General features: G+C 50.0%; 12 protein-coding genes and 1 pseudogene. 1 reads left to right on the forward strand and 12 read right to left on the reverse strand.

The window, feature by feature from the left end:
• Positions 1 to 2 precede the first annotated feature (2 nt).
• The 10 genes from WDY75_RS24055 to WDY75_RS24100 all read right to left on the reverse strand — a co-directional run bounded on the left by WDY75_RS24055 (position 3) and on the right by WDY75_RS24100 (position 7,130).
• Positions 3 to 317 carry a hypothetical protein gene (locus WDY75_RS24055; RefSeq protein ID WP_006208720.1) on the reverse strand — a complete coding sequence of 105 codons (315 nt, stop codon included), beginning with the start codon at positions 315 to 317 and terminating at the stop codon, positions 3 to 5.
• A complete protein-coding gene (locus WDY75_RS24060; protein ID WP_234972816.1) occupies positions 317 to 628 on the reverse strand; it encodes a hypothetical protein in 312 nt (103 codons plus the stop codon). Before WDY75_RS24060 ends, WDY75_RS24055 begins: the two co-directional genes overlap by 1 nt.
• 32 nt (positions 629 to 660) lie before the next feature.
• Complete coding sequence (locus tag WDY75_RS24065) at positions 661 to 951, reverse strand: hypothetical protein (protein ID WP_036641331.1); 291 nt, start codon at positions 949 to 951, stop codon at positions 661 to 663.
• Between the two features lie 71 nt (positions 952 to 1,022).
• On the reverse strand, positions 1,023 to 1,736 hold the full coding sequence (locus WDY75_RS24070; RefSeq protein ID WP_063478838.1) for a glycosyltransferase family A protein: 714 nt from the start codon (positions 1,734 to 1,736) through the stop codon (positions 1,023 to 1,025).
• Entirely contained in the window at positions 1,733 to 2,464 is a 732-nt protein-coding gene (locus WDY75_RS24075; RefSeq protein WP_006208716.1) for a sugar phosphate nucleotidyltransferase, read from the reverse strand. Before WDY75_RS24075 ends, WDY75_RS24070 begins: the two co-directional genes overlap by 4 nt.
• Positions 2,461 to 3,222 carry a glycosyltransferase family 2 protein gene (locus tag WDY75_RS24080; protein ID WP_063478837.1) on the reverse strand — a complete coding sequence of 254 codons (762 nt, stop codon included), beginning with the start codon at positions 3,220 to 3,222 and terminating at the stop codon, positions 2,461 to 2,463. Before WDY75_RS24080 ends, WDY75_RS24075 begins: the two co-directional genes overlap by 4 nt.
• Complete coding sequence (locus WDY75_RS24085) at positions 3,219 to 4,154, reverse strand: glycosyltransferase family 2 protein (protein ID WP_036641328.1); 936 nt, start codon at positions 4,152 to 4,154, stop codon at positions 3,219 to 3,221. The genes WDY75_RS24080 and WDY75_RS24085 overlap by 4 nt, the downstream gene beginning before the upstream one ends.
• Before the next feature lie 154 nt (positions 4,155 to 4,308).
• On the reverse strand, positions 4,309 to 5,169 hold the full coding sequence (locus tag WDY75_RS24090; protein ID WP_082834309.1) for a glycosyltransferase: 861 nt from the start codon (positions 5,167 to 5,169) through the stop codon (positions 4,309 to 4,311).
• A 175-nt stretch (positions 5,170 to 5,344) separates the two neighbouring features.
• The gene (locus WDY75_RS24095; RefSeq protein WP_036641327.1) at positions 5,345 to 5,902 is read right to left on the reverse strand and encodes a WIAG-tail domain; all 558 of its coding nucleotides are present in this window, start codon (positions 5,900 to 5,902) and stop codon (positions 5,345 to 5,347) included.
• 82 nt (positions 5,903 to 5,984) lie between these two features.
• On the reverse strand, positions 5,985 to 7,130 hold the full coding sequence (locus tag WDY75_RS24100; RefSeq protein WP_063478836.1) for a glycosyltransferase family 4 protein: 1,146 nt from the start codon (positions 7,128 to 7,130) through the stop codon (positions 5,985 to 5,987).
• Between the two features lie 296 nt (positions 7,131 to 7,426).
• Here WDY75_RS24100 and WDY75_RS24105 point away from each other — a divergent pair, with 296 nt between their 5' ends.
• A complete protein-coding gene (locus tag WDY75_RS24105; RefSeq protein WP_063478835.1) occupies positions 7,427 to 8,527 on the forward strand; it encodes a YheC/YheD family protein in 1,101 nt (366 codons plus the stop codon).
• A 231-nt stretch (positions 8,528 to 8,758) separates the two neighbouring features.
• Here the strand turns inward: WDY75_RS24105 and WDY75_RS24110 are convergent.
• Both WDY75_RS24110 and ltrA read right to left on the reverse strand, forming a co-directional pair.
• A pseudogene (locus tag WDY75_RS24110) lies at positions 8,759 to 9,550 on the reverse strand (hypothetical protein); the annotation flags it as partial.
• A gap of 104 nt (positions 9,551 to 9,654) precedes the next feature.
• Positions 9,655 to 11,412: a group II intron reverse transcriptase/maturase gene (ltrA, locus tag WDY75_RS24115; protein ID WP_152828223.1), complete on the reverse strand. Its 1,758-nt coding sequence runs from the start codon at positions 11,410 to 11,412 to the stop codon at positions 9,655 to 9,657.
• Positions 11,413 to 12,028 lie beyond the last annotated feature (616 nt).

The raw sequence follows: 12,028 nt of genomic DNA on the forward strand, positions 1-12,028 counted from the left end.
CTTTAACCTCCTGAGTCCTTTGATTCTTCCTGTGCTGCTGTACTAGAGTTGGCTATGCGTCCAACCGCAAGCCATGGGGATGAAGGAGATCCCCATTGGGTCCGGTTCAAGGGAATTCCTGTCAGCATTTCAGTCATGACCGACTGGTAGCCGGTCAATAATCGAATATTCTCTGCAAGCTTTCGCGCGGTCACATCAGAATGAGCAGAAACCTCTGCAATGTTCTGAAGTATGTCTGCCAGCGCCTCCTGACTTCTGGCAATGGATGAGATCATGGCCACTCTTGCTGTATGTTCCCGGTGGGTACGTGTAATCATCAGTCCGATTCTCCAAAATCAAACTCGTCAAAACCTCCGCTGGCAGCCTGATCCTCGGTACCTAAAGCCACTCGCAGATTTCGGCATAGACCTGATCCGATACGCGTCAGTCCCTCGATCTGCTCCACAATCTGCTCATGAATGACCAGCGAATCCTTCAATCCGCCCATTGAGGGCTCTTGGGACAACACCCATTGACGAACCTTCTCCGCTTCGACGGCCTTGCCCTCCAGGATCAGAGAGGTCTCGCGCTGAATGGCGACGGCCGCTTCCAGCATACGCATCAAAGACTCTTCTTTGCTCAACTGCACTCCCGCCTCAGTCATCCGGTAATGATACCGGGTTATTCTTCATCCTGCTCTCTCAGTTCCTTTAATACAATCTCCAGGCTGTCCGCCGCCGTTTGCTGCAGGTCCGCCATCGCATTCAGATAAGACACGATACTGCGATTAACTTGTACCGTATGCCCTCCAGATGATCTTGATCCTTCAGCAAGCTGAAGTTCATAATCAGGAAGAGAATGTATAATTTGAGCCATGCGAACAGCAGCATGGCGCTGAGCTTCCAATATCCGGGCCAGCTGCTGCTGAGAATGTGAAAGATGCGCAATCATATCATCAATTTTGCTTTCCACGTCGGTACTCCCCTTCACTCTTCTATCTGTTCAGCATATGCGGAGAACGGATTCTCCGTGCAAAACACCCGCTATAACTTTCCTCCTGCAAATACGGTGGATGCCTCAATTCTGGACCTCTGCTCCACCGGTATCCGTTCCAGCCATTTGAGCATGCTATCCTCTGCAGAACCGATATCCTCCATCCACAATCCGATCTCTTCCGGAAGTTTACGCCTGAACAGCAAGCAGCTTAATTTCTGTCCGGAAAGCGGGACTTGCTGTGCCGCCTCTTGTGTCGTCGTTAAGCCCCCGGAACTGGCATAGACCATTCGGATAGCAGGCTCGCGCTCAAGCTCCCTTATCAGTACCCCCAGCCAGTTGTCCAGATTCGGAGCATCATAAGCCAATACGGCGATATATTCACCAAGCGATGTGGAGATGGCCCTGTTTATGACAACAGCAAGATTGTCGCCGCTCTTCCCCTTAATATGCCGTATGGCTCCGCTCCGTCCAAGAATATACCGTCTCGTGGCCGGTGTGGCCCCAGCATCTGCAACAAGCACTTCATACAGGTGGGGGGTCATGGTCTCCACATGCTGAATGATTTGAACGGCTGAATCATGATGCGGATGGGCAGGAATTATAATGCTCGTTCCATCAAATACACTGCCTCGATCCTCCTGTCCAAGCCTCAGTCCCAGTGCATAGCCTGCCTGGTAACCGGCTCGGTAACTCTCCCCGGATCCCCCTTCCCGTTTCTCTGTGGTATTGAGCGTGGCTCTCGCTGCACGTCGTCTTTTCATGGCAATGCATCCTTCATGTGTACAGCCGCCTCCTGCAGCGATTCAAAAGTACCGGCATCACACCACCATTGCTGCAGAATGTCATACACCAGTGTCCCAGCAGCTGCGTACAGATTATTGACATCGGTAATCTCCAATTCCCCTCGGTCCGACGGACTGATTCGGCTGATGATTTCAAACACACTATGGTCATACATATATATTCCGGTCACCGCATGACGGCTCCGGGGATTTACGGGTTTCTCCTCAATGAAGAGCAGTTTCCCACTGCCATCCTCCGCAAAAACAGGCACGCCGTACCGATGAGGATTATCCGTAGGGCTGAGCAGCACCATTGCAGTACCAGGCGGCTGCTGTGTATAACACTGGATGAAGGGCTTTAAATCATCCTGAAACAAGTTATCCCCCAGGAGAACAACAAATTTCTCGTCTGGCGGGATGAATCCCTTGGCAAGCTCCAGCGCTTCCGCGATACCCCCCGCTTGTTCCTGCACCCTGTAGGTTAGATTGACACCGAAATTCCGTCCGTTCTCCAAATACTCCGCATACAGACCAACCGATTTGGAGCCGGTAATTAACAAAATGTCATCAATGCCAGCCTGCTGGAGCTTGTGTATTCCATATGCAATCATCGGATACTTTCCTACCGGAAGCAGGTGCTTATTCATATATTTCGTTAGCGGAAGGAGCCGGGTGCCGTTTCCTCCCGCCAATAATACGCCCTTCATGATGCGTCACCTCTCTCCTCGATGAATTGTAATGGGTCCACGTTCCATTTTTCCACAAACCGTTTCCGGTTTCGTTCAATCAGGTCCTGGAACCCGCCCGGAAACCGATTCCGGAAGCTCGCGCTGCCCTCATGATGTACCAGAACGTTGCCTGCGACCAATAGCTTGAACCCGCCAAGACGGGCACGATAACAGTAATCATCATCCTCGTAATGACCGGGCGAGAACATTTCATCCAGCAGTCCAACCCGGTTCATGACCGTGCGCTTAAACAGATAACATAGTCCGACAATGCGGTTCACTTCCTGCCAGCGCCCCGGATTCGTCACATTCCAGCGCTCCGCTTCATGGATGTAACCCGTGATGTCCGTATACCCTGCCTTCACCTGCTGAATTCCGCTTGCGTAATTCGTTACAGGTCCAACGATCCCGATCTCCTCCCGGCTGTACAGCGCCTCCAGCAATAACGTCAGCCAGCGAGGCGAGACAAAGACATCGTTGTTCAGCAGCAGTAATTGGTCACCCGAAGCCATCCGAAGACCGCGGTTGCACGCAACGGGAAATCCGGTGTTATCCGGCAGGGAAATCAGCAGCAGCTTCTCACGAAGACAATATTCGCCGGTGCCGTCCCGGGATCCGTTATCTACCACGATAATCTCGTAGGGTACCTCAGTATAAGCACGAATATGATCCACGCAAGTTCGCAGCAGATGCAGTCCATTAAACGTGGGGATAATAATGCTTGTAAGTCCGCTCATAGGCTGTTCCTCCGTAAGGCTAGTTCCGTTCGTGACACCTGTCCCCATTGAAGACGTGCGCCAAGGTCTTTCATCGTTTCTCCAAGTGCTTCAACATGATCGCCAATGATCAGCCTTGCCACCGGATTGTCCTTGCCCCGGTTCGTTTTTCTTCTCCGGTTCATACTGAGAACATCCACCGTCTGCACCGCTTCAATCCGAAGTCCCTGTCTTATAGCCAGGGACTGGGCCATGGGCGGAACCGCAAGGTTCCCATACCCAATGCGCTCCATGGCATGCCTTGTCATGGCGTGCGGCACAGCCGTTAGAGAATTAGCCTCGAGATCATCGCGCCCCATCATTCGATTGAGAAAGGTTTTACAGCGGGTAACCTCATCTTGTCGTTCAAAAGCCGGCAGCAGCGGCATAATATCGTTTAAAGCTACATCCACTCCCCGATCTGCCGCCACCAGATACGAGCTCAGTTTCTCGGCAGATACCGGCATATCCCCGTCCATGAACAGGATGATGTCGCCAGTGCTCATCTTGGCCCCCATGGCACGGGCCACGTCATGCCCCAGACGATCCGGAATATGCGCAACAATGACCCCTTCAAATGAACGTGCTGCAGCGTACGTGTGGTCCTGACTTCCATTCTCGACCACAATGATCTCATGGAATGGAAGTCGCTTCAGCTCCCGCAGCACCATCGGGATCGAGCTTGCCTCATTGCAGGCAGACACGATAACGGAAACGCGCCCGTTCAGAGGCGGCAGCAGTGGCGCGGGGACAGGCTCCCTGGAGCTTCTGGCGTACCCGCGCCGGAAAGCTTCAGCTGCACTCGGCATTACATGGTAGAATTGGTGCCGGGGAATTCCACTGGAATACAACCACTGCCCAAAGGCAGCCGAGGCCGCACTGCTGGAAACAGTCCTGTTCCTTTTGCCAGCCATGCCTCCCGCACTCCATGCCAGCCGTTGCCACCGACTGCTCAGCGAGGATCGGAAGGCTGTGGAGGCTCGGGGGGAGCCCTTTGCTTTTCTTGAACGCCTTTGGCTGTAACGGCCTGATCGGAATGATTTTTTATAAACTACCTTCTGCACGTGCTCACCTCACCAAGCTCCGTCTTCGTCCTCCATCGTGATATCCGCCGCGGACGCCCCTCTCCGCAATCACGGCTTCCAGTGCTTCCAGATGATCGCCCAGCACCAGCATTTCGAGCGGATCCCCGCCCGTTGTCCGTCCCGGGTTCAAGCGTCCGACCTCAACGCGATAAACCGCCTCCACCCGCAGCCCCCGGCTCATCGCAGCTGCCTGCGCTTTGGGAGGAATCGACAGTTCCCTTGCACCCATGACATCAAGTGCCCGGCGGCTTAATGCATGCGGCACGGCTGTCATGGACGCTCCCCGCAAATCAGACCTGCCCAGAATCGAATTTAATGTATATTTCGCAAGAATAACCCGGTGAACCGGCGACCGATCGACAGGGCCGGTGTAATCGTTCAGGGCCACATCCACACCAGACAGCACCGCCTGTACGAATGGCCTTAATTCACCAGAAGGAATAACCATATCGCTGTCTGTAAAAAGAAGAATTCGTCCTTTAGCTGCTTGTGCGCCTACACTTCGTCCAACATCGTTACCGAGCGGCTCCGCAAAAGATAATACCTTAGCTCCCATTCGCTCTGCGACCGATGCCGTTTGATCCTTGCATCCATTCGCAACCACAATAACCTCCGTTTCGGGGTGAACCGCCCGGGCCTCTGCTATCACCGCACCGATTTTGCCTGCTTCATTCATAGCCGGAATAATGACGGATACCAACGGATTCGGATGATTATCGATTGGGATCTGTGGTTCCGAAGGACGGTAGGTTATACGGTTAGCCGGATCTGCCGGCTGCACTCCTCTTCTGGAGGCTCGCCGTGCAACCGATCTTCGTGGTCTTAACCGCTGCACATTACGCATATTCGTACTCCTCCTCCCATGTAACGTCACTTGCTCCTTGGCAATCTATGCTATTGTATGTTTGCTCTCACTCACCGTAACGGCATATGTACGGTTATGCGCCATGCTCATCCCCCATCTGCTACCTGTACACACAAAAAGGGCGGGGAGTTTCCTCCCCGCCTTTTTTTCACTCCTAATGTCCGCCTACCGCTATCCACGACACCCACCCGGCAGCTAGCTGACTGCCTTCGTTTCTTGTAATGCCAACTACCGCCTGAAGTTCGTTCCGTGACCTAACCCCCGCCTGAAATGCCGGATCGCTGCACGATACCACCATCGCATAGTTTGCGTCGGCATAGGGAGACTGAAGCGATACGGCAACATCGATGTCGTCCACGTCTTCCGGAAACACGAACGGTATATTGCCGAACTGCTGCATTAACGGCCTGTCAGTTGTCCCTTGCACCGGATTAAAGTTCAAATGATCCACATCCACCGAATGGATTGCAATTTTAGAAGAAGTAATCGATTCAGGGGACAGATGAATGCTGTACACGGAATAGTCTTCAATCGCCTCACTCCTTACGCTGCGATGCCGAAGATGAGCGGCGCCGATCGTATCATCGGCCAGGGCATATTCGCTTCCACCATGATCCGCGCTCGTTCTGAACGTGGATGTTTTGAGACGGCCAGGATATCGCCGGTACGATCTCTTCCCTCTTCCCCTGGTGATCCTTCTGGCTTTGTTCACTGTCGGCTCTCTCCTCTGCTTCTAATCGTTACTTCATCCTATTCGGCAAGGGGGGCTCCTGCCACAGTCCCCTCGGTTTCCATCAGATGGTCTGCATCAGATGGACCCAGCGCTCTGCTGTGTGGTTCCATCTGAACCGCTGCCGCACCGTTTCACGGCCAGCCATTCCGATCTGTCTGCGAAGATTTTCGTCCTGAAGCAGATTGTTGATCCGCTCTGCAAGCCCGGTAGGAAAATCATCGCTTTGAACCAAGTAACCCGTCACCCCATTCTCTACAATTTCCGGAATGCCTCCTGCGCTTGATGCGATAACCGGTACGCCTGCCGCCATTGCCTCAACGTTGACCAGTCCAAAAGCCTCTCTGGGCGCAGATGGAACAGCCACGATATCCGCCAGCGTGTACCAGTCGGCTATAGCCGGATAAGGCACAAAGGGGCGGAAGCACACCCACTGCTGATACGGCCTGGCAGCCCTTTTTAATTCCCTTACATAAGCGGTTTCCCGGTCCGAGCCGTAAGCTGCGCTCCCGATAATGAGCAGCAGCACGTCCGGATGCTTGTCAATGATCTGTGGCAGTGTTTCAATTAAGTGGTGAACGCCTTTATCGGGTATGAGCCGTCCGGCAAACAGGAGAATGCGCCGCCCGCTCCATCCGTGCTGAGCAAGCCTTGCTTCCTTCAATGCCTTGGCAGCCGGGCTGAAGGGCGGGGTAAAATGCTCAAGGCTAACCCCGAGGTGATTAATCGTGATTTTATCCGACAGCCACGGATGCCTGGTCGTAATATCCTCCAGTAGAAAACGGCTGTTGACTACAATCCCGTCCATCCAGCGAGCAATGTTCCCAAACCGCTGTTCACTCATGTACGGAGGCGTGACGAAGGTATTGGAATGGAGATTGAGTACTGTCTTCACATCAGGAAGATGCATCTTCAGGCGCTGGGCTAGCAGCGGCCGATTGTGCACTTCGATAATATCCGGTCTCCATTTTTGAAGCCTGCGCAGCAAGGAAGGATAGTAGTTCGCTCCAGACGGAAGTCGATAACACGGTACACCGTTGATCGCGTCCTTGGACGGAAGCCCTTTTCCCAACACTCCGAATATGCGCACATCCATGGCTTCCTGTGCCAAGGGAATGGTCTGCTCCACCACACGCTCCACGGAGCTGCTCCTCCCCGATGGAATAACAAACGACCCCGGCGTCACAACCGCCACCTTCCGCAAACTCATAACTCCACACCCTTCTCACAACTTAGCTATATGAAAAAACCTCTGCTGATTGATTTCAAAGGAGACCCTGGCTCTATAGCCGTCGTGTTTGTATGCTGTCTCCAAAAAGGCGCACTCCTCCGTCATTTGTATGGCCTAATACCTTAACATATACCGGATAAGGGGCTGTTGGTGACTAATATTAATAATAAAGAATAGGCCAACCACGGGCGACACCCGTCCATCCGGGACAATCTTCCTTATGCATACGATGTGGTACAAAGACTACATGATCTATGGTAACAAGGAGGATGACCATGCATCCGGAATTTGTCGGCATTCTGCTCAACAACAACACGTATCGCAGAATTTCCAGCGGGAGAATCGGCACTGAATCACTGGCTAACTATGAAGAAGCCGCTGCCATGTACGGGCTGGTTCCTTGTTTTTTTACCATTCATCATATTTCACGGGATACCGGAAAGGTGACAGGATACATCCCGATTTCATCCGGATACACCAAAGTGCATATTCCCATTCCCCGTGCGATCCATATGCGAGCCATATACAACAGACGTGAACTCAAGCTGATCGATCACCTGATTCAACAAGGAATCTATGTGTTTAACGGGCGCACCCGCTATGGTAAAGACAAGATTCACCATGTGCTGGAGCAGGATCCTGAATTGGCCCACGCCTTGCCCCATACGGTAAAAGCTACTCCTCTCTCGATTCGGTCCATGCTGAGTCAGCACGGTGACCTCGTCTTAAAGCCGTGCAGCGGAAGTGTCGGAGTTGGGATTATGCGGTTAAAAAGGAGCCCTGGACGCACCCATCTGACCTATTCCCGTTCCTTGCCTTCTGCAAGAGGCTGGAGAACGGTAGCGTTGGCTGAAGGGAGACTTCATCCTCTGATATACCAGAGGATCAGGCGCGCGCCCTTTCTAGCGCAGCAGCGAATCCCCCTGGCAGAATACAGGGGACGTCCTTTTGACATCAGGGTCACTGTGCAGCGGGGAGGCAGCGGCGGCTGGGAGATTGCTGGCATGTTCGCCAAAACCTCACCGCCCCAAACCTTTGTCTCCAACATTGCTCAAGGAGGCTCAGCCTATCAGGTGCCTGATATACTGACCCGCTGTATGCCTCATGCACCTGTAGGAGCTACCCTTGAGCGTATCTCCGAATTTTCTCTGCATATCGCCCGCATCCTGTCCTTGTTTATTCCATATGCAGCCGATTTTGGACTGGACATTGGCATCACGGAAGATGAAAGACTCTATTTCATTGAATGCAACGGCTGCGATCAACGGTATGGCTTCCTGGAGGCAGGTATGGGAGAAGCGTGGAAAAACTCATACCGCAATCCGATGGCTTTTGTCCGCTATCTGTATGACAATGCGGGATGGCCCCCGTATTGAAAAAGGGACTGAATGCGATGCCTGTTATGGTCCATTCGCTTCCTATAGGAGGGGGAAATCCTGCAAATTGGATGAGAGCATACAGCCATGCTTCACAGGTCGTTCACCTCAATGCAGCGGTAACCTGTGAAGGGAATGAATTTTCATCAGTGGAACAGCATAAAAACCAGCCGCTGCCCAGAGAAATCGGGCAATGGCTGGTTTTTAGATGTTATTGAAGTGTGGGTTGGATCAGTGAGGAACCTGAGATTTGAAATCTCCTTTACTGGACTGATCCGCATGATAGAATACAACATCCCCGTCTGTCAGGTTGAATCTCTTCCCGTAGGGATCCGTATGTGTATTGCTATACCCTTCGAGCTGCCACTGATTCATGAGTGGGCCATGAATGTATTGCAAATGCGGCTTGGCCGTATTGCCGTTTCGGATCGTCTCCAGGTTGAAATTCACCACAATATACCCTTTTTTCAGGAATATCGCCGATTTCTCATCCAGACGATTCGCCCGTCCGTACGCCGCCAAATCGGTTCCCTTCTTCACGACATATACGTCGGCAGGCAGACTGTATTCACCGTACCAGCGCTGAATGGCAGCGTTGGCACGCTCGGTGTCAACGGAGGCAGGTAAACCTGCCTTGGGCCCGATCAGTGTTCGTATGCCGGAAGGAAGCAGCATCCAATCCAGCCTTCCCACCCAGGTTTTGCTCTTGCTAATTTTCTCCATATACTGCTTCGCATAGGTCGCTGCACTCATCCCCGCCGGGGCACCGCCATGGTTATACAGATAAGCGGCGGTATCCTGCAGTTCGTCTTGCGGAACATGGCGCAGCCTTTCATTCAAAACAACGTACCGCTTCTCCGTATCCTGCGGCGAACCGATGCGAATGAACTTCCGGTTCCCGCTGTGATAATACAAGTCAACCTCCTGGCGTCCGCTGCCATCTTTATTTACATAATAAAAACTCGGTGTGATCGAAATGCCATCTTGGGTGCCAAACATATTGCCCTTGGTCTTCAAATCGAATTATTGGAATAGGTAAGGGTTTGATATTATCTCCACCTTTTCCCCTCCTCCACACCGTGCATGCAATTTTCACCGCACACGGCGTTCCACCTTATATGCTAAAGTTATATGCTCACAAGTTTACATGCTTTGCGATAGAGATTGATTTTATCAATCATAGCGTCGGTAAGTTGTAGGATACTTTTGTAATGTTCAATCGTTTTATCTTCTGTGGCATGTACTAACCTGTGTACATCGCTGTGAATAATGCATAGGTTATTGTACTTATCTGTGCCACCCAGGGATAGAGGTTCGTAGTGATGACAATGAACCTCTTCTGCCTGTAAGAATAAACCCGTGACTTCGCATAATCCCTGAACTCCTGAGTACCTTGAAAGCCGATTGTCGGAATATTCAAGAGTCCTATCCCAGACGTCCGATCGAATTAGTTTCGATAACTCTACTTGGACGTGAAACTTGAGATTTACGTGAATGCTTTCTCTGGCTTCAGCATTATACGGGGTTGATTCCTGGCTGAAGTTTAGTGGTTTACTTTTAGAAATGTCCTGTAAAGGGAAGAGTAGCGTTCCTGCAACCTCCCAAGTTTTATTATTATTTTTATAAAACTTAGAGTATGTTGGAGGCGGCCGTTTTGGTCTTCCGTATCTACTGATGGATTTGAGACGATTGAACATAAATCGACTTTTGCGAAAGGCAATTTCCTGAAAGTCCATGCTTACATGTGATGCGAATTTGAAATAGTTATGTAGGCCAAGGACAAAGCTATTCCATTGTGAGATCGTTTTTGGAGTAGGAGATAGCTTAATTTCAGTGATCAATTTATTTATTCGTTTCTTGATCTGATCCTTCTTCTTATCAGAGATGAAACTATGAGCAACATGCTTTTTGCCTTTAGGAACGGCCTTAAACTTAAAGCCCAAGAAATTGGATGATTTCTTGCGCAGATTTATGACCATTGATTTCTCTGGAGAGACATCTAGTTTAAGTCGTTCTTTAAGGTATTGTTTTACTGCATGGTACCATTTATAGGCGTCTTGTGAGGTTCTGGCAAAGATCTTAAAGTCATCAGCATACCTTACGATAAAGCCCTCTTTGAGTTTTGTCCTCTTCAGGGCGGCATATTTATTTCTTTGTGTGTAAGGATGTTTGGTTTTAAAATTTTCCCATTGCCCTGCAACCCAGTGATCCAAGTCATTAAGTACTATGTTGGATAATAAGGGAGAGAGAATTCCACCTTGCGGTGTACCTTTACGAGGTATTCCTTCCTTTTCAATGGGTGCCTTCAACATTTTTCCTATAATGGCCAGTACTCTCCGGTCTTTAATCCCTATATTCCAAAGTTGTTTAAGAAGCAGTGTATGGTTTACGTTATCAAAGAAGCCTTTTATATCGATATCAACAACAAAGTGGAGTTGGGCGTTGTTAATTAATGTATCGCATCTTGACTTTGCATGATGCGTGCTTCTTAGAGGCCTGAATCCATAACTATGCTTATAAAACTTTGCTTCACAGATAGGTTCTAAAACTTGCTTGACCATTTGCTGTATTAATCTGTCCAGCATACTAGGAATACCTAATGGTCGTTTATCGCCATTGGGTTTCGGGATGAAGACACGTCTGACTAGTTTCGGTTTATAGTGATCAAGTGTTTTACGAATCGTATTGATGAATTCATCCTGACTGTAGCTATTGAAATCATCAATGCTAAATTGATCAGTGCCTTGAGTCTTTGATCCTTTGTTGCTTTTAATCATTCGATAGGCTAGAAGTATATTATTATCAGAAGTAATCAGTTCATATAGCCTGTTAAACGAGCAACCTTCTTTACTTTTAAGGTAAAGAGTATCAAAGATCGATTGCATCCCGTAGTATTCAGCGTATCGCAAATATGTGATGATTGTGGACAACTCCTTGAAAAGTTGTTTCCCACTTTCTTACCTGACCGATCATCTGCAACTTGAGTAATTTAACTTAAATTTATAAGGCTTGGGGCTATCCCTCCGGAATGTTTCCATTCTTTCATAGGTACTGTGCCCCTACTCTCACAAGAGTAAATCATGTTGCCATGAACCATTCCCTTGATAGAGGTTTAACAACGGAGTTGTATAAATGTCTCTTGCTTTCCACGTTCCGATTATTCTAGCTATCCATGCGCGTTTTAGGTGGCGACTATAAGCCTGTAAACCTTATACCCTCTTTGTTAGGTATCCCGAATTTCATAACTTCAAATCTTACTTTTCGGTAGTTTACGCTGCTAGTGCAGCACAATTCTTTCGAATTGTTATACCTCTAGACCCGTACATTCATCGCTTGGTCAGTTACTTGTGTAACATTCTCACCATGACGCGCTTTTCAGCACCCCGACCTATTTCAGACCATATTTCTCAAAGAGAAACTTAGGCCCGATTCAGCCGACTTCACCTAGCTTCAAACAGAGACAAGCTATCTCTTGTTTCTGCTTGTAGGAGTATTAGGTAG

The organism is Paenibacillus glucanolyticus, assembly GCF_037333485.1.
In the GTDB taxonomy this organism is placed as follows: Bacteria; Bacillota; Bacilli; order Paenibacillales; family Paenibacillaceae; genus Paenibacillus_AQ; species Paenibacillus_AQ glucanolyticus.